This window comes from Streptomyces sp. NPDC058307 (assembly GCF_042880295.1).
Taxonomy (GTDB): Bacteria; Actinomycetota; Actinomycetes; order Streptomycetales; family Streptomycetaceae; genus Streptomyces.
Genome location: NZ_JBHVYZ010000009.1, coordinates 152916 through 169237, shown reverse-complemented (window position 1 = coordinate 169237; position 16322 = coordinate 152916). Strand labels below are relative to the sequence as shown.

Annotated in this window: 18 protein-coding genes; 5 read left to right on the top strand and 13 right to left on the bottom strand. The window is 69.4% G+C overall.

The features are described 5' to 3' along the window. Positions 1 to 283: 283 nt before the first annotated feature. On the top strand, positions 284 to 1297 hold the full coding sequence (locus tag ACFVYN_RS09900; protein ID WP_389995115.1) for a sigma-70 family RNA polymerase sigma factor: 1014 nt from the start codon (positions 284 to 286) through the stop codon (positions 1295 to 1297). On the opposite strand, the gene ACFVYN_RS09895 is transcribed toward ACFVYN_RS09900, so the two are convergent. After that, complete coding sequence (locus ACFVYN_RS09895) at positions 1181 to 1567, bottom strand: STAS domain-containing protein (protein WP_389995145.1); 387 nt, start codon at positions 1565 to 1567, stop codon at positions 1181 to 1183. The genes ACFVYN_RS09900 and ACFVYN_RS09895 overlap by 117 nt on opposite strands. A 133-nt stretch (positions 1568 to 1700) precedes the next feature. On the opposite strand from ACFVYN_RS09895, the gene ACFVYN_RS09890 reads away from it, so the two are divergent. Further along, complete coding sequence (locus ACFVYN_RS09890; RefSeq protein ID WP_389995112.1) at positions 1701 to 2624, top strand: AEC family transporter; 924 nt, start codon at positions 1701 to 1703, stop codon at positions 2622 to 2624. Here ACFVYN_RS09890 and ACFVYN_RS09885 read toward each other — a convergent pair. The 9 genes from ACFVYN_RS09885 to ACFVYN_RS09845 all read right to left on the bottom strand — a co-directional run bounded on the left by ACFVYN_RS09885 (position 2528) and on the right by ACFVYN_RS09845 (position 12637). Then, positions 2528 to 3202 carry a Uma2 family endonuclease gene (locus ACFVYN_RS09885; RefSeq protein WP_389995109.1) on the bottom strand — a complete coding sequence of 225 codons (675 nt, stop codon included), beginning with the start codon at positions 3200 to 3202 and terminating at the stop codon, positions 2528 to 2530. The genes ACFVYN_RS09890 and ACFVYN_RS09885 overlap by 97 nt on opposite strands. Before the next feature lie 71 nt (positions 3203 to 3273). Next, the gene (locus ACFVYN_RS09880; protein ID WP_389995142.1) at positions 3274 to 4551 is read right to left on the bottom strand and encodes a thymidine phosphorylase; all 1278 of its coding nucleotides are present in this window, start codon (positions 4549 to 4551) and stop codon (positions 3274 to 3276) included. A 27-nt stretch (positions 4552 to 4578) separates the two neighbouring features. Then, positions 4579 to 4980 carry a cytidine deaminase gene (locus tag ACFVYN_RS09875; protein ID WP_389995107.1) on the bottom strand — a complete coding sequence of 134 codons (402 nt, stop codon included), beginning with the start codon at positions 4978 to 4980 and terminating at the stop codon, positions 4579 to 4581. Further along, the gene (locus ACFVYN_RS09870) at positions 4977 to 6260 is read right to left on the bottom strand and encodes an ABC transporter permease (RefSeq protein WP_389995104.1); all 1284 of its coding nucleotides are present in this window, start codon (positions 6258 to 6260) and stop codon (positions 4977 to 4979) included. The genes ACFVYN_RS09875 and ACFVYN_RS09870 overlap by 4 nt, the downstream gene beginning before the upstream one ends. Next, positions 6260 to 7387, bottom strand: a complete 1128-nt coding sequence (locus tag ACFVYN_RS09865; protein ID WP_389995101.1) for an ABC transporter permease — start codon at positions 7385 to 7387, stop codon at positions 6260 to 6262. The genes ACFVYN_RS09870 and ACFVYN_RS09865 overlap by 1 nt, the downstream gene beginning before the upstream one ends. Further along, positions 7384 to 8976: an ABC transporter ATP-binding protein gene (locus ACFVYN_RS09860; protein WP_389995139.1), complete on the bottom strand. Its 1593-nt coding sequence runs from the start codon at positions 8974 to 8976 to the stop codon at positions 7384 to 7386. The genes ACFVYN_RS09865 and ACFVYN_RS09860 overlap by 4 nt, the downstream gene beginning before the upstream one ends. Before the next feature lie 167 nt (positions 8977 to 9143). Continuing rightward, the gene (locus ACFVYN_RS09855; protein ID WP_389995098.1) at positions 9144 to 10202 is read right to left on the bottom strand and encodes a BMP family protein; all 1059 of its coding nucleotides are present in this window, start codon (positions 10200 to 10202) and stop codon (positions 9144 to 9146) included. Positions 10203 to 10489: 287 nt separating this feature from the next. Continuing rightward, entirely contained in the window at positions 10490 to 11710 is a 1221-nt protein-coding gene (locus ACFVYN_RS09850; protein WP_389995136.1) for a M20 family metallopeptidase, read from the bottom strand. 519 nt (positions 11711 to 12229) lie between these two features. Beyond that, the gene (locus ACFVYN_RS09845; RefSeq protein ID WP_389995095.1) at positions 12230 to 12637 is read right to left on the bottom strand and encodes an ATP-binding protein; all 408 of its coding nucleotides are present in this window, start codon (positions 12635 to 12637) and stop codon (positions 12230 to 12232) included. 203 nt (positions 12638 to 12840) lie between these two features. On the opposite strand from ACFVYN_RS09845, the gene ACFVYN_RS09840 reads away from it, so the two are divergent. After that, positions 12841 to 13692 (top strand): helix-turn-helix domain-containing protein, encoded by an 852-nt coding sequence (locus ACFVYN_RS09840; protein ID WP_389995093.1) that lies wholly within the window; start codon positions 12841 to 12843, stop codon positions 13690 to 13692. An 8-nt stretch (positions 13693 to 13700) separates the two neighbouring features. Then, entirely contained in the window at positions 13701 to 13901 is a 201-nt protein-coding gene (locus tag ACFVYN_RS09835; RefSeq protein WP_389995091.1) for a DUF397 domain-containing protein, read from the top strand. 13 nt (positions 13902 to 13914) lie between these two features. On the opposite strand, the gene ACFVYN_RS09830 is transcribed toward ACFVYN_RS09835, so the two are convergent. Both ACFVYN_RS09830 and ACFVYN_RS09825 read right to left on the bottom strand, forming a co-directional pair. After that, positions 13915 to 14268, bottom strand: a complete 354-nt coding sequence (locus ACFVYN_RS09830) for an ArsR/SmtB family transcription factor (RefSeq protein WP_389995089.1) — start codon at positions 14266 to 14268, stop codon at positions 13915 to 13917. Further along, positions 14265 to 14717, bottom strand: a complete 453-nt coding sequence (locus ACFVYN_RS09825; RefSeq protein ID WP_389995086.1) for an SRPBCC family protein — start codon at positions 14715 to 14717, stop codon at positions 14265 to 14267. The genes ACFVYN_RS09830 and ACFVYN_RS09825 overlap by 4 nt, the downstream gene beginning before the upstream one ends. Positions 14718 to 14885: 168 nt before the next feature. Here ACFVYN_RS09825 and ACFVYN_RS09820 point away from each other — a divergent pair, with 168 nt between their 5' ends. After that, positions 14886 to 15545, top strand: a complete 660-nt coding sequence (locus ACFVYN_RS09820; RefSeq protein ID WP_389995083.1) for a class I SAM-dependent methyltransferase — start codon at positions 14886 to 14888, stop codon at positions 15543 to 15545. Between the two features lie 51 nt (positions 15546 to 15596). On the opposite strand, the gene ACFVYN_RS09815 is transcribed toward ACFVYN_RS09820, so the two are convergent. Further along, positions 15597 to 16295 (bottom strand): SDR family NAD(P)-dependent oxidoreductase, encoded by a 699-nt coding sequence (locus ACFVYN_RS09815; protein ID WP_389995081.1) that lies wholly within the window; start codon positions 16293 to 16295, stop codon positions 15597 to 15599. Between the last annotated feature and the right edge of the window lie 27 nt (positions 16296 to 16322).

The following is a 16322-nucleotide window of genomic DNA, read 5'->3' as shown; positions in this document are numbered from 1 at the left end:
CAGGGGCTGCCACCCCCACGCCCCCGCTCCCAGGGGGCTCTGCCCCCTGGACCCCCGCTCCTCAAACGCCGGAGGGGCTGAATTCCACGGTCCGGTCGATCCCAGCCCGTCTGGGGTGGAAGGGGCAGCGCCCCTGAGGACGGGACGGGTAGGGGCGGCGGGGTCGAGAACCTTCTGACCTGTACGTTTCCCCACTCGGCACGCCATTGTCAGACCCCTGCGGTAGTTTCCGGGTAGTGGGCGCAAAGGCGCGGCACAGCACGGCCACAGGGGTGGGTGGACGATGACGGATGCTACGGCTACGACAGACCTCGACATCAGGCTCGAGAAACACCGCACCGAGCTGACGGGGTACTGCTACCGCATGCTCGGCTCCTCCTTCGAGGCCGAGGACGCGGTGCAGGACACGATGGTGCGGGCCTGGCGGAGCTACGACAGGTTCGAGGGCCGTTCCAGCCTCCGCTCCTGGCTGTACCGGATCGCGACGAACGTCTGTCTGGACATGCTGACGGCGGGCAACAAGCGCGCCCGCCCCATGGACCTCACCGAGTCGACGCCCCTCGCCCAGGCCGCCCTGTCCCCCCGCCCGGACCACACCTGGCTGGAGCCGATGCCGGACAACCGCATCCTGCCGAGCGTCGAGGACCCGGCCGAGGCGGCGGTCGCCAAGGAGACCGTGCGGCTCGCCTTCATGGCCGCCCTGCAGCAGCTTCCGCCCAAGCAGCGCGCGGTGCTGATCCTGCGCGAGGTGCTGGCCTGGAAGGCGAGCGAGGTCGCCGAGCTGCTCGACACCTCCGTCGCCTCGGTCAACAGCGCCCTCCAGCGCGCCCGCGCCACCCTCGCCGAGCGGGAGGAGCACGGCGCCGACGCGGCCGTCTCCGACCCGCTGGACGAGGAGCAGCAGAAGCTCCTGGAGCGTTATGTGAAGGCGTTCGAGGGCTACGACATGACGGCCCTGACGGCCCTCCTCCACGAGGACGCCATCATGACGATGCCGCCGTTCGACCTGTGGCTGACGGGCCACGAGGACATCACGGGCTTCATGACGACCCTCGGCTCGGCCTGCGAGGGCTCCCGTCTGGTGCCGGTGCAGGTCAACGGCATGCCGGGGTTCGCCCAGTACAAGCCGGACCCGGACAAGGGCGGTCACATCCCGTGGGCGGTCCAGGTGCTGGAGATCTCAGACGGCCGGCTCACCGGGTTCCACTTCTTCCTCGACACCCAGCGCTGGTTCCCCCTGTTCGGCCTGCCCCTCCGTCTCGAAGCGGAGGCCGACGAGGTCGAGGAGGGCGTGTAGGCCGGGGTCGGGGTCGCGCAGTCTGATCCGGCCCCCGGCGCGCCGGGCCGCGAGCTGCAGCCGGGCGAGCAGATCGACGACGGCGAGGCCCGGTGGTCCCAGCCCGGCGACATCGCACACCACCACCCCGGCGCGGGTCGTCCGCAACAGGGCCCGGACCTCGTCGCTCAGCCCGGCCACCTCGTCCCGGGTGACGGGGCCGGCCAGCACGAGTACAGCGGGTGTCATGGCGTCCACGATCGGTAGACCTGGCGGGCGGGCGTAACTCATCGGCCGACGCCCCGTCCGCGCGGGAAGGATCACGTTGACCTGGGTGGCATCTGCCCCCGAGGGTTGCCTGTATGCGCCACCCATCAGCACCTCCCTGGATACGCCACGCCCTCCTCGTCCTTGAGGAGTCCCCGTGCAGGGAGTGCTGACCGGCTTCGCGGTCATCGCGGTGGTGATCGGGGTCGGCTATCTCATCGGTCTGCGCGGCTACCTCGGCGACCAGGGCCGGGAGGTCCTGACCAAGCTCGCCTTCCATGTCGCCTCCCCCGCCCTGCTGTTCACCACGCTGGCCCGGGCCGACCTGTCGGTGATCTTCTCCAGCCGCCTCCTGGTGACCGCGCTGAGCACGGCAGCGGCGGCGGGCGTCTTCGTGGCGGTGGGTGTCGTACGGGGCTGGGGGCTGGGCCGTACGACGATCGGCGCGCTGTGCTCGTCGTACGTCAACTCGGGCAACCTCGGCATCCCGATCGCGGTGTACGTCCTGGGCGATGCCTCACTGGTGGCGCCGGTGCTGCTGTTCCAGCTGGTGGGAGTGACTCCGCTCGCGCTGACGGTCCTGGACCTGGCGTCGGGCGACGGCGAGAAGGGCCCGCTGTGGCGGAGACTGCTGGCGCCGCTGCGCAATCCGATCGCGGTGGGCTCGCTGGCGGGTGTGGTGGTATCGGCGGCCGGTCTGAAGGTCCCGGCCCCTGTCATGGACCCCCTGACGCTGATCGGCGGCATGTCGGTCCCGGCCGTCCTCCTCGCCTTCGGCATCTCCCTGTGCGGCAGCACGATGCCCGGCCGGGGCCCGGACCGAGAGCTCGTCCTGCTCTCGGTCGCGCTGAAGTCGGTGGGACAGCCAGCTGCGGCCTGGGCGCTGGCGGCCGGGGTCTTCGGCCTGCACGGGGCGCAACTCCTCGACGTGGTGGTGACCTCGGCCCTGCCGGCCGCGCAGAACCTCTACACGTACGCGTCCACCTACGGTGTGGGCGAGCGCTTGGCCCGGGACTCGATCCTGGTGTCGACGGTGTTGTCGGTGCCGGTGTTGGTGGCGGTGGCGGCGTTGTTGGGGTGAGCGAGGTATCCGGTGTCGAGAGTGAGGGCGAACGGCTCGGGAAGGGTGACCGGGTCGCCGAACCCGTAGGTCCCAAGGACGCGGTAGGCACCGTCGTCCGGTTCTCCGTAGAGCGTGACGGCAGGTCCGTCCGGTGCGAGGCGGTCGACCAGGAGGTAGAGCGGTACACCGGCGGCGGCGTACCCGACGGCCTTCGTCGTCCGGTCATGGAGTGCGGTGGTCTCCGAGGTGATCTCCACGGCGAGTTCGGCGGTGTCCAAGCACACCGGCCCGTCGCCCGCGCGTAGCGCCTCCCGGGGGACGACGGCGAGGTCGGGCACGTACAGCCCGAGCCGGGACGGCACGGCCATGGCCAGCCACTGGTAGATGCCCCAGCCCTCCGGGATCGCCTCATACAGGCACCGCTGCATGCGCTCCACGATGCCGTGGTGAGTCCCCGCCGAGTAGGGCGTCACCGTGATCAGCCCTGCCAGGATCTCCACTCGGCAGCCCTTGGGGACGTCCGTCCGCTGCCGGACCCAGACCAGTTCGTCCCACTCGTTGTCGGTCATGACGTAGTCGCCGTCCTGCTCATCCATGAGGACAGCCCAACATGCCGAACGGGACCGGCGCAGGTGCGCCGGTCCCGTTCACTCAAAGGAACCCCAGGTCAGGCGATGCGCTCCAGCACCACCGGCGACCCCGAGAAGTCCGTCCCCGGTGCCCCGATGTCGTAGGAACCCTCGATCGACTCCAGGGCGTACTCGAAGCGTTCCGGGGTGTCGGTGTGGAGGGTCAGCAGGGGCTGGCCCTCGGTCACCGTGTCGCCGGGCTTGGCGTGCAGTTCCACGCCCGCACCCGCCTGCACCGGGTCCTCCTTGCGGGCGCGCCCCGCGCCGAGGCGCCAGGCGGCGACGCCGATGCCGTAGGCGTCGAGGCGGGTCAGGACGCCCGAGGCCGACGCCTTGATCACGTGCTGCTCGCGGGCCACCGGCAGTTCCGCGTCCGGGTCGCCGCCCTGCGCCGCGATCATCCGGCGCCAGACGTCCATCGCCGAGCCGTCGGCCAGGGCCTTCGCGGGGTCAGCGTCCTTCACACCCGCCGCGTCGAGCATCTCGCGGGCCAGCGCGAGGGTCAGTTCCACCACGTCCGACGGGCCGCCGCCGGCCAGGACCTCGATCGACTCGCGGACTTCGAGGGCGTTGCCGGCCGTGAGGCCGAGCGGGGTCGACATGTCCGTCAGGAGCGCGACCGTCTTCACCCCGTGGTCCGTGCCCAGGCCCACCATCGTGGACGCCAGTTCACGCGCGTCCTCGATGGTCTTCATGAAGGCGCCGGTGCCGACCTTGACGTCCAGGACCAGGGAGCCCGTACCCTCCGCGATCTTCTTCGACATGATCGAGGAGGCGATCAGGGGGATCGCCTCGACCGTGCCGGTGACGTCCCGCAGGGCGTACAGCTTCTTGTCGGCGGGAGCCAGGCCGTCGCCCGCCGCGCAGATGACCGCGCCGGTGGTGTCGAGGACGTTCAGCATCTCCTCGTTCGACAGCAGCGCCCGCCAGCCCGGGATGGACTCCAGCTTGTCGAGCGTGCCGCCGGTGTGGCCGAGGCCCCGACCGGAGAGCTGGGGGACGGCCGCGCCGCAGGCCGCCACCAGGGGCGCCAGCGGGAGGGTGATCTTGTCGCCGACGCCGCCCGTGGAGTGCTTGTCGGCCGTCGGGCGGGACAGGGACGAGAACTCCATGCGCTCGCCCGAGGCGATCATCGCGGCGGTCCAGCGGGCGATCTCGCGGCGGTTCATGCCGTTGAGCAGGATCGCCATCGCAAGCGCGGACATCTGCTCGTCGGCGACCTCCCCGCGGGTGTACGCGTCGATGACCCAGTCGATCTGCTCGTCGCTGAGTTCACCGCGGTCGCGCTTGGTGCGTATGACGGAGATGGCGTCCATGGCCATGCAGGGCTTTCCTTCCGGGAATTACTTGGTGAGATGCCCCGGCCCGAAGGCCTGCGGCAGCATCTCCGACAGCGGCAGGATGCCCGCCGGGGTCTCCAGGAGCAGGTCCGGGCCGCCGAACTCGTACAGCAGCTGCCGGCAGCGGCCGCAGGGGACGAGGATCTCGCCCCGGCCGTCCACGCACGTGAAGTGCGTGAGGCGGCCGCCACCGGTGTTCTGCAGCTCCGAGACCAGACCGCACTCGGCGCACAGGCCGATGCCGTAGGAGGCGTTCTCGACGTTGCAGCCGGTGACCGTACGGCCGTCGTCGACCAGGGCGGCCACGCCGACCGGGTAGCCGGAGTACGGGGCGTACGCCCGGGACATGGCGTCCCGGGCCCGCTCGCGCAGCGACTCCCAGTCGACGTCGGACCGGGCGGTCACTTGCCCTGGCCCTTGCGGTAGCGCATGCCGTCCGCCTTGGGCATCCGCAGGCGCTGCGCGGACAGCGACAGCACCAGCAGCGTGACGACGTACGGGGTGGCGCCCACGAAGTCGCTCGGGACCTCGTCGGTGACCAGGTACCAGACCAGGACGCCCGCGGCCACCAGGAGGCTGATGCCGCCCTGCCAGTGCGCCTTCTTGTAGAGCTTCCAGCCGGCCATCGCCAGGAGCAGCACGAACAGCAGGAGCAGCAGCGCGTGGACGGTCTCGCCGCCGTTGCGCAGCTGGAGCGCGTCGGAGTAGCCGAACAGGCCCGCGCCCATGGCGAGTCCGCCGGGCCGCCAGTTGCCGAAGATCATGGCGGCGAGGCCGATGTAGCCGCGCCCGCCGGTCTGGCCCTCCAGGTAGGTGTGCGAGGTGACCAGGGCCAGGAATGCGCCACCGAGTCCGGCGAGACCGCCGGAGATCGCCACGGCCATGTACTTGTACTTGTAGACGTTGACGCCGAGGGACTCGGCCGCGATCGGGTTCTCGCCGCAGGAGCGCAGCCGCAGGCCGAACGCGGTGCGCCACAGCAGCCACCAGCTGCCGACGAACAGCGCGAACGCCAGGACCGTCACGATGGACAGGTTGGTGAACAGACCGCCGAGGATGCCCGCGATGTCGGAGATCAGGAACCAGTGATGGTTCTCGACGGAGTGCAGCCCGCTGGAGATGCCCGGGACGTCGAAGCTGGGCAGTGTGTCCACGGGCGGGGACTGCTTGGGGTTGCCGCCCGCTTCCTCCGCCTTGCCGCCCACGAAGAAGAGCTTGGCGAGGTACTGGGTGGTGCCGAGCGCGAGCAGGTTGATCGCGACACCGGAGACGATGTGGTCGACACCGAAGGTGACGGTCGCGACCGCGTGCAGCAGGCCGCCCACGACGCCGAAGCCGACGCCGCACAGCAGGCCGAGCCAGGGGCTGGACTGCCAGCCGATCCAGCCGGCGCCGAAGGTGCCGAGGATCATCATGCCCTCGAGGCCGATGTTGACCACGCCGGACCGCTCGGACCACAGACCGGCGAGGCCCGCGAGGCCGATCGGCACGGCGAGGCTGAGCGCCGCCGAGACCTGGCCCTCGGAGGTGAGCTGGTCGGAGCCGGAAATGACGCGGACCGCGGCGACGAGCAGCAGCGCACCGGCGACGATCATGAGGATCTGGCCGAGCGAGCGGCCGGACCGGGTGGCGGTGTCCGCCTTGGGTGCCGCGGGGGGCGGCGTGTGGGTCGTCGTGGCAGTCATCACGCCACCTCCTGCTTCTGGGTCGGGGCTGCGGCCTGGGCGGCGAGCTCGGCGCCGACCCGCTGCTGCTGGCGCTTGAGTCCGTAACGGCGTACGACTTCGTAGGCGATGACGACGGACAGGACGATGACGCCCTGGATCACGCCGAGGATCTCCTTGTCGTAGCCCTCGAACTCCAGGTGGTTGGTGGTGCGCTCCAGGAAGCCCCACAGGAGGGCGCCCAGCGCGATGCCGACCGGGTTGTTGCGGCCGAGCAGGGCGATGGCGATACCGGTGAAGCCGATGCCCACGGGGAAGTCGTTGCTGAACTGGTGGCTGTCGTTGAGCAGGGTCGGCATGCCGATCAGGCCGGCCACCGCGCCCGAGATGAGCATGCTGGTGGCGATCATCTTCTTGACCGAGACACCGCTCGCGGCGGCGGCGCTCTCGGACTGGCCGACGGTGCGCAGGTCGAAGCCGAAGCGGGTGCGGCCGAGGACGAACCAGTACGCGATGCCGACGAGCACGGCGATGACGATGAAGCCCCACAGCTCGCCCGCGGCGCCGGTGTCGATCTGGAAGAAGTACGACGACGACGGCAGCGGCTTGGTGGAGACGACCGTGCCGCCGGCCTGGAGCTCGGCGAGCTTTCCGGGCTGGAGCAGGTAGGCGATGATCGCGGTGGCGATCGCGTTGAGCATGATCGTCGAGATGACCTCGCTGACACCGCGGGTCACCTTCAGGACGCCCGCGATGCCCGCCCACACGGCGCCGGTTCCCATGGCGCACAGGATGATCAGCGGGATGGAGATCCAGCCCGGCGTGGTCAGCGCGCCGCCGAGGACCGCGGCGAAGAACGCGGCGATGCGGTACTGGCCGTCGACGCCGATGTTGAACAGGTTCATGCGGAAGCCGATGGCCACCGAGACGCCCGCCAGGTAGTACGTCGTCGCCTTGTTGAGGATGTAGACCTGGCTGTCGCTGGCGGAGCCGTAGGTCAGCATGTCGCTGAAGGCGGCGCCCGGGTTCTTGCCGGTCGCGAGGATCACCAGGGTGGTGACGACGAGCGCGGCGACGACCGCGAGCAGCGGGGCCGCGATGCCGAGGAGCAGCCGCTCCTTGTCGATGCGTTGGGTCAGCTTGTTCATCGGGCGTCGTCCTCGTCGTCCTCTGCGGAGTCCGCTGCGGAGTCCTGTGCGTGCTCCAGGTGGCCGGTGGCCGCACCGGTCATGGCGGAGCCCAGCTCCTCGGGGGTGATGGTGGCGGGGTCGGCGTCGGCGACCAGTCGGCCGCGGTACATCACCCGCAGGGTGTCGGACAGGCCGATGAGCTCGTCCAGGTCGGCGGAGATCAGCAGCACGGCCAGGCCCTCGCGGCGGGCCTCGCGGATGTGGTCCCAGATCGCGGCCTGCGCGCCGACATCCACACCGCGGGTGGGGTGGGCGGCGATGAGCAGCTTGGGCGCGTGGCTCATCTCGCGGCCGACGATCAGCTTCTGCTGGTTGCCGCCGGACAGGGAGGCGGCGGTGACGTCGATGCCGGGGGTGCGGACGTCGTACGCCTTGATGATGCGCTCGGTGTCGGTGCGGGCCGCCTTGATGTCGAGCAGCTGGCCGCGGGAGTTGGGCCTCTCGGTGACGTGGCCGAGGATGCGGTTCTCCCACAGCGGGGCCTCGAGGAGCAGACCGTGGCGGTGGCGGTCCTCGGGGATGTAGCCGACGCCGCCCTCGCGGCGGTGGCGGGTGGGGAGGTGGGAGATGTCGGTGCCGTCGAGGGTGACCGTGCCCGAGTCGGGGTCGCGGATGCCCATGATGGCCTCGACCAGTTCGGACTGGCCGTTGCCCTCCACGCCGGCGATCCCGAGAACCTCGCCCTTGTGGATGGTGAAGGAGATGTCGTCGAGGATGATCCGCTCGATGCCGTCGAGGTCGGTCTGGGCCAGGCGCAGGCCGTCCAGCTTCAGCAGCGGGACGTCGGTGACCGTGGACTCCTCGGTCTCCGGAGTGGGCAGCTCGCTGCCGACCATCAGCTCGGCGAGCTGCTTGGGGGTCGTACCGGCGGGCTCGACCGTGCCGACGGTGGTGCCGCGCCGGATGACGGTGATCTCGTCGGCCACCGACAGGACCTCGCCGAGCTTGTGCGAGATGAAGATGACGGTGAGGCCCTCGGCCTTGAGCTCGCGCAGGTTGTCGAAGAGGGCGTCGACCTCCTGCGGCACGAGGACGGCGGTGGGCTCGTCGAGGATCAGGGTCTTGGCGCCGCGGTAGAGGACCTTGAGGATCTCGACGCGCTGGCGGTCGGCGACGCCGAGCTCCTCCAGCAGCACATCCGGCCGGACGTTCAGGCTGTACGCCTCGGAGATCTCCCTGATCTTCGCGCGGGCCTTGGCGCCGATGCCGTACAGCTTCTCCGCGCCCAGGACGACGTTCTCCAGGACGGTGAGGTTGTCGGCGAGCATGAAGTGCTGGTGCACCATGCCGATGCCACGGGCGATGGCGTCGGCGGGGGTGTGGAAGGTGACCGTCTCGCCGTTCACCGTGATGGTGCCCTCGTCCGGCTGCTGCATGCCGTAGAGGATCTTCATCAGGGTGGACTTGCCGGCACCGTTCTCCCCGCACAGGGCGTGCACGGTGCCCGTGCGGACGGTGATGTCGATGTCCTTGTTGGCGACGACGCCGGGGAATCGCTTGGTGATGCCGCGCAGTTCGACGGCAGCGGGAGGGCTGGACGCGTTGATGGCGCACTCTCCTGAGGGGAAAGGGGCTGCGTAGGAGGGGGCAGGCGTCGGCGACGCTAGCGCGGCAACTCCACGCTACACGCGTAGAGTTGACACATTGTTATGGCTCGGCGAGGGGGTTGTCGAGGCCCCCTCGCCGAGCCCGGGTTCCGGCGGGAACCGTCAGATCAGCTGGTCTTGACCTTGATGGTGCCGTCGACGATCTTCTTCTTCGCCTCGTCCAGCTTGGGCTGGATGTCGTCGATGAAGCCACCGCTGGTGGAGAGGCTGACACCGCCCTTGGCGAGGGAGTAGATCTGGTTGCCGGTCAGCGGCTTGCCGTCGTTGACGGACTTGATGAAGTCGTAGACGCCGACGTCGACGTTCTTGACCATCGAGGTCAGGATCGAGTTCTTGTACTTGGCCAGGCCCGGGATGTTGTACTGGTCCGAGTCCACGCCGATGGCCCAAGCACCCTTGACGCCGGAAACGGCCTCGATCGAGCCGTTGCCGGAGGAGCCGGCCGCGGCGTAGATCACGTCGACGCCGTTGTCGAGCATGCCGGACGCGGCCTCCTTGCCCTTGGCGGGGTCGGCGAAACCGGAGAAGTCCGAGCCGTGGGTCAGGTACTGGACGTCGACCTTGACCTTGGGGTTGGTGTCCTTGACGCCCTGGGCGTAGCCCGCCTCGAACTTCTTGATCAGCGGGGTGTCCACACCGCCGATGAATCCGACGTGGGCCTTCTTGGTCTTCAGCGCCGCGGCGACACCGGCGAGGTAGGAACCCTGCTCCTCGGTGAAGGTGATGCTGTCGACGTTCGTGGCCTTCGCGACCGAGTCAATGAGGCCGAAGTTGACCTTCGGGTACTTGGGAGCGACCTTGTCGACCGAGGTGGCGTAGGAGAAGCCGACGGCGACGATCGGGTTGTAGCCGGCGTCGGCGAGGTCGGTCAGGCGCTGCTCGCGGTCGGCCTCCGTGTCGGAGCTCTTGGCGGTCAGCTCCTTGAGGGAGCCGCCGAACTCCTTCGCGGCCTTGTCGGCGCCGCGGGCGGCGGAGTCGTTGAAGGAACGGTCACCACGGCCGCCGACGTCGTAGGCGAGACCGATCTTGATACCGCCCTTGCCGCTGCCCGCGGAGGCGGACGACGAGCTGTCGTTCTCGGAGGAGGTGCTGCCACAAGCAGTGGCAGTCAGTGCGAGAGCTGCGGTGGCGATACACGCAGCGGAAAGCTTGGCTACCCGGCGCACGGGAGGCTCCTTCACCTGACCTGAGCGCCTTGTCGGCGCTTCATGTGAGCACCATGCCAGTGCCCGGGCCTGTACGCCCCTGCGGCGTTGGCTTCGCGGCATCGTAACGCGCGTAGATGTCGGAAACAGACCTCTTCCGAAGCCGTTATCGATTCGAGGCAAACAGCGTCTGAACTCAGGCTCTGCAGGCTTCGCACGCCGTGATTTCGATGTGCGCACAATTGGCTTACAACCATGTTGCGCCGGTCGGCGGAACGGCCCCGAGGGGCCGTTCCGTCACGCTCGGGTCACTGTGCGGCATCCAGCAGGGCCGCCGCCGTGAACATCTCCACCCCTACGGTGATGGCGGACTCGTCGGCGTCGAAGTCGCCCTGGTGCAGGTCCCGCACGATCCGCTCCCCCGGCGTGCGCACGCCGAGGCGGGCCATGGCGCCGGGCACGTGCTGCAGGTACCAGGAGAAGTCCTCGCCGCCGAGGCTCTGCTCGGTGCTCTCGACCGAGTCGGCGCCGCGCCGGGCGGTCATGGCCGCACGGATCAGCTCGGTGACGTCCGCGTCGTTGACGACGGGCGGCACGCCCCGTACGTAGTTGATCTCGGACTTGGCCCCGTGCAGATTGGCGACCTCGTCGATCGCGGCGACCACGATGTCCGGGGCCTGCTGCCAGGTGTCGAGGTCCAGGCAGCGCACGGTCCCGGAGAGCTCGGCGTGCTGCGGGATGACGTTCGGGGCGTGCCCCGACTCGATCCGCCCCCAGGTCACGGCGAGCCCGGCCCGCGTGTCCACCCGGCGCCCGACGATGGCGGGCACGTCGGTGACGACGCGGGCGGCGGCGGTGACGAGGTCGGTGGTCAGGTGCGGCCGGGCGGTGTGTCCGCCGGGCCCGTCGAGGGAGATCTCCAGCCGGTCGCAGGCGGAGGTGATCGGGCCGGTCCTGAGCCCGATCCTCCCGGCGTCGACCCGGGGGTCGCAGTGCACGGCCAGCATCTTCCCGACGCCCTCCAGCACCCCGCAGTCGATGGCGTCGGCGGCACCGCCGGGAAGCACTTCCTCGGCGGGCTGGAAGACCAGCCGCACGGGTCGGGGCAGCAGCCCCCGCTTGTGCAGGTCGGCAAGGACGAGCCCGGCGCCGAGCACGACGGTCGTGTGCACATCGTGCCCGCACGCATGCGCCCGATCGGGCACGGTCGACCGGTACGAGCACTCGGTCTTCATGTCCGGGATGGGCAGCCCGTCGATGTCGGCGCGCAGCGCGAGCATGGGCCGCTCGCCGTCCCACTCCCCGATGTCACAGACGAGACCGGTTCCCACGGCGAGCACCCGGGGCTTCAGCCCGGCCCGCTCCAGCCGCTCCTTGATCGCCGCGGTGGTGCGGAACTCCTGATTGCCGAGCTCCGGGTGCATGTGCAAGTCGCGCCGGAAGTGGACCAGTTCGGCGTGCAGCTCATCGCTCAGCACGCCGGGAAGCACGGCTTCCCCGGGCAGATCGACCTCGGACTCCAGTGACATCAGTTGCTTCACCCTCTAAAGGGTAGGACGCCGGGGCGACCAACCGACCCGCGATCAACAAAACTTCAACCCACAGCGGGAAGAAAATCTGGCCGCTCGACGCATGGATGTGATGTGAGATGGGTAAGAACCATCTTTCCCACACATACCATGCTGAGCTTGCGTCCGGCGGTTCTGTTCATCAGTCGAAACGGGATCGGGACGGGGTTGGGGCGGGTCGGGGTCGTCACGGTGGGGTGCGGATGTGGCTATGACGGGTGATCGGTGGTGGTGGGGGCCACCCTGGGCGACGGACAGGCAGCCTGCGACTGCGGCGAGCCTCGGCCGAGGGTGCTGGAAGTCACCGCCGCCTCGCCGCCGCCTGTGCTTGTGGTCACCCTTTGCGTCTGGGGGGCCGTCCCCGTTCGTCCGCGTTCCCCGTCCGCTCGCTGCCACACGCTGTATGTAGAGGGAGCCGTGTCGGGGGTGGCCCGGAGGGTCATCGGCGCCGAAATAAGCGGGTGCCCCCACGGTCACCCCTCAGGCCGCGCCCAGCTCACACCACACGAACTTCCCCCGGTTGCCGTGCCGGGCCAACGGCTGCCAGCCCCACACATCCGCACAGGCCTTGACCAGCGCCAGCCCCCGCCCCTCCTGCACCTCCCCCATGGTGTCCAACTCACCGGGCGGCTCCGGAGGCCCAGGGTCCGCGTCCCACGCCCCGATCCGCAGCACCCCGGCCGACCAGCGCACCCTGAGTGCGGCCGGCCCTTTCGTATGCCGTACGGCATTGGAGACCAGCTCGGCCGCGAGGAGCTCGGCGGTGTCGGTCAGGCGGATCAGTCCGTGCATCGTGAGGATGAGCCGGAGGGTGCGGCGGGCGACGGTGACGGCTCGGACGTCGTTGGGGATGTACAGGGTGTACTCCCAGGGGTCGGTTTCGGGCATGGCTCAGCTCCAGTTCGGGCGTTGGTACGGGATGAGCGCGCGGTGGCATCGCCGCAGCCGTCACGACAGGACGAAGCGGTGCACTTCCGCAGAGTGTTCCTCGCATCACCGACGGTAGGGATTAGCGTTTAGGTTTTGCAAGCCGATCCCGTAATCTGAATCCGAACGAGTCGCGCTTCCAGGCGCGTTGGGAGGAGTAGGCGATGGCGCTGAGGCGCGAACCGACCGCACGTCAGTTGCGTCTGGCGCTCGAACTCCGCAGGCTCCGCGAAGCTGCAGGACTGACGAACCGCCAGGCAGCGGACCTGCTCGGGGTGAGCACCGCACAGATCAGCCAGATCGAGTACGGACTGGCCGGTGTCAGCGAGAAGCGACTACGCCGGATCGCGGCAAACTACACGTGCGCCGACGCAGAGTTGATCGAGGCACTGGTGGTGATCGCGACCGACCGTACCCAGGGCTGGTGGGAGGAGTACCGCGGGGCCCTTCCCGCCGCCTACCTGGACCTCGCCGAGTTGGATCACCACGCCACGTTTCGCCACGACGTGGCCGTCATCCACGTCCCGGGACTGTTCCAGACGGAGGACTACGCCCGGGCCCTCTTCGCCTACATGAACCCGGAGTTTCCCGACAGCGAGGTGGATCTCCGCGTAGATCACCGGATGAAGCGGAAGGTCGTCATTGAAGGCCCTGCCCCGCTGCCGTACGACACCGTGATCCACGAGGCGGCACTTCGCATCAGAGTGGCGGGACGCGCCGCGATGCGGACCCAGTTGACCCGCATCCTGGAGATGTCCGAAGCCGACCACGTCACCGTTCGGGTCATCCCCTTCGCTCTGGACGATTTCGCGGGGGCCGGAAGCGCCCTGGTGCACCTGGGTGGAGCGGTCCCCCGGCTTGACACTGTGGTTCGTGATGCCCCGCACGGAACGGCCTTCTTGGACTCCGAAGCCCAACTGGAGCACTTCCGAAAGCTCTTCCGTAAGGTGACGGAGGGGTCACTCCCTCCGGAGCAGTCTCGTGACCTCATCCACCAGTTGACCAAGGAACTGTGAGGACCGTCATGACCGCCGTGACCCTGTGGAAGAAGTCGTCCTTCTCAGGTGGAGGTGAGGGCAACGACTGCGTGGAAGTCGCGGACCTGCGTTCCCACATAGCCGTCCGCGACTCCAAGACCCCGGCCGGTGCCAACCTCACCTTCCCGGCCGGAGCCTTCACCGCCTTCCTCGAAGCCCTGAAGACACCGCACCCCGCCGCCCGATGACCGCCAGGGGAAGTCACCCGTCGGTCTCGGCGTCCAGAGGGACGGCGGACTCGGCGAGACGCTTGATCGCCCGCAGCCGAACGTCCCACTCGGCGGCGAGGTCGGCCATCCACTGGGCGGTCGCGTCCAGACGTTGCGGAGACAGAACGTAGCGGACCTCGCGCCCGGACCGGTGCCCGGCGACCAGGCACGCCCGGTCCAGGACCGCGAGATGCTTGACCACAGCCTGCCTGCTGACGGGCAGTTCGGCGGCGAGAGTGGTTGCGGTGCCCTCCCCCTGTCGGGCCAGGACCGCCAGGATCCTGCGCCGCATGGGATCGGCAAGTGCCCCCAGCACGTCGTCGACCGCGTCGAGGTCGAGCGTCATACCGGCAACTGCTCGGTGTGCTGCTGGAACTCCGCGAGCTTCCGCGTCCAGCCCGCACCGTTCTGCTCGTACCGGGCACGCCGGTCCTCCTCCGGCATGACGAGGTCGGCGAAGCCGCTCTCCACCATGCGCAGCCGGGTGCCCTCGCCGTCCGGACTCAGGATGAACTCGACCAGGGTCGCGTTGCCTTCGCCCGGCTCCTCCCCTGCGGCCCCCTGCGACCAGCGGTAAGAGAAGACTCGGGGCCGTTCAACCCGCTCGATCCGGGCCGGGAGGGCGCCGTGCACCCCGTGGTCGAAGACCATCCTCCCGCCCGGGCGGAGGTCGATCTCGGCGGGGCCGCCGCTGCCGAACCAGGCACCCAGGAACTCGGCCCGGGTCAGCACCTCCCAGACCCTGTCCGCGGGCGCCGCGATGACGATCTCACGCTCGATGCTGTCAGCAACCATGCCGCATACCTCCGTTAGATGCGCTACTCGATGGTTGCACGTCCACTCCAGGAAGCGCAACCTCTTGGTTGCGTAAGTTGCTTTGCTCGGCGACGGTCCCACTGCCGTGAACACACGGCCACACCAACCCGGTGAACCCTCCACGGTCAGAGCACTAGGGTGCAGCCCGTGAACGCCGAGATCCCCGACTTCATACGGGCCACCCGAACCGCGTACGACACGATCGCCGAGCCCTACACCGAGCAGTTCTCCGACTGGGCCGGCATCCCCACGCTGGACAGAACCCAGATCACCGGCTTCGCGGAGCTGGTGAAGGAGCAGGGCAAGGGTCCGGTGGCCGACATCGGCAGCGGCCCGGGGCACGTGACCGCGGCGCTGCACGACCTCGGCGTCCGGGTCTTCGGCGTGGACGTCTCCCCGAAGATGGTCGAACTGGCCCGCAGAGCCCACCCGGACCTCCGCTTCCACGTGGGCTCGATGACGTCGCTCGACCTACCGTCGGAAACCCTGGGCGGCATCACCGCGCTGTACTCGATCATCCACGTCCCGGACGACCATCTCCCCACGGCCTTCGCAGAGTTCCACCGCGTCCTCGCCCCCGGCGCCCACGCCCTGATCGGCTTCCAGTACGAGCCCGGCGGCACCCACATGCACCTGGACGAACGCTTCGGCCACAAGATCTCCCTCGACTACTGGCTGCGCGCCCCGGAGGCAGTCGCCGAGCCCCTCACCGAGGCAGGCTTCCAGGTGATCCTCCGAGTCCTCAGGGAGCCCCTCGGCGAGGAAAAGCTGTCCCGGGCGTACCTGGTGGCGAGGAAACCGGCGTAGGACGCATCGCCCGCACGTTGAGCGCCGGTGATCCGGCACCGCCCGCCGGTCTCAGGACCAGGCGATCTCGCCATGGCGGTCGATGAAGCGGCCGGTGCCGGCGCCGGGCCCCTCCGTGGCGAGGGCGACGATCGCGTCCGTGCCCTCGGTGAGGGACTGGGGGCCGCTGTGACCGTTGAGGTCGGTCGCGGTGTAACCGGGGTCGGCGGCGTTGACACGAATGCCCTTGAGGCCCTTGGCGTACTGCGTGGTCAACATCGTCAGCGCCGCCTTCGAGGCGGCGTACAGCGGCACGACGACGTGCGACTCGGACCGGCCGGGGTCGTGGGTGAAGGCGAGGGAGCCCATGCCGCTGCTGACGTTGATGATCACGGGGTCGTCCGAGCGGCGCAGCAGCGGCAGGAAGGCGGCGGTGGTGCGGACGACGCCGATGACGTTGACGTCGAGGACGGCGCGGGCGTCGGCGGCGGTGAGGTCGCCGGGATCCACGAAGGGACCCTGCACCCCCGCGTTGTTGATCAGGACGTCGATCCTGCCCTCCTGCTCGGCGACGTCCGCGGCGGCCGCGGCCACGGACGCGTCGTCGGTGACGTCGACAGGGACGAAGCGTGCGCCCAGCGCGGCGGCCGCCTCCTCGCCCCGCTCACGGTCGCGGGCTCCCAGCAGAACGGTGTGACCGCACGCGACGAGGCGGCGGGCGGTCTCGCGGCCGATGCCCTTGTTGGCTCCGGTGATGAAGGTGATCGTCATGCCTTCGATGATTGCCCGGCCGAGCGA

Coding starts and splice junctions, on each gene's coding strand:
- ACFVYN_RS09865 (WP_389995101.1), bottom strand. CDS start 7,387: ATGAACAAGCTGACCCAACGCATCGACAAGGAGCGGCTGCTCCTCGGC.
- ACFVYN_RS09840 (WP_389995093.1), top strand. CDS start 12,841: ATGGCGCTGAGGCGCGAACCGACCGCACGTCAGTTGCGTCTGGCGCTC.
- ACFVYN_RS09830 (WP_389995089.1), bottom strand. CDS start 14,268: ATGACGCTCGACCTCGACGCGGTCGACGACGTGCTGGGGGCACTTGCC.
- ACFVYN_RS09835 (WP_389995091.1), top strand. CDS start 13,701: ATGACCGCCGTGACCCTGTGGAAGAAGTCGTCCTTCTCAGGTGGAGGT.
- ACFVYN_RS09825 (WP_389995086.1), bottom strand. CDS start 14,717: ATGGTTGCTGACAGCATCGAGCGTGAGATCGTCATCGCGGCGCCCGCG.
- ACFVYN_RS09845 (WP_389995095.1), bottom strand. CDS start 12,637: ATGCCCGAAACCGACCCCTGGGAGTACACCCTGTACATCCCCAACGAC.
- ACFVYN_RS09900 (WP_389995115.1), top strand. CDS start 284: ATGACGGATGCTACGGCTACGACAGACCTCGACATCAGGCTCGAGAAA.
- ACFVYN_RS09880 (WP_389995142.1), bottom strand. CDS start 4,551: ATGGACGCCATCTCCGTCATACGCACCAAGCGCGACCGCGGTGAACTC.
- ACFVYN_RS09815 (WP_389995081.1), bottom strand. CDS start 16,295: ATGACGATCACCTTCATCACCGGAGCCAACAAGGGCATCGGCCGCGAG.
- ACFVYN_RS09870 (WP_389995104.1), bottom strand. CDS start 6,260: ATGACTGCCACGACGACCCACACGCCGCCCCCCGCGGCACCCAAGGCG.
- ACFVYN_RS09885 (WP_389995109.1), bottom strand. CDS start 3,202: ATGGATGAGCAGGACGGCGACTACGTCATGACCGACAACGAGTGGGAC.
- ACFVYN_RS09895 (WP_389995145.1), bottom strand. CDS start 1,567: ATGAGTTACGCCCGCCCGCCAGGTCTACCGATCGTGGACGCCATGACA.
- ACFVYN_RS09850 (WP_389995136.1), bottom strand. CDS start 11,710: ATGTCACTGGAGTCCGAGGTCGATCTGCCCGGGGAAGCCGTGCTTCCC.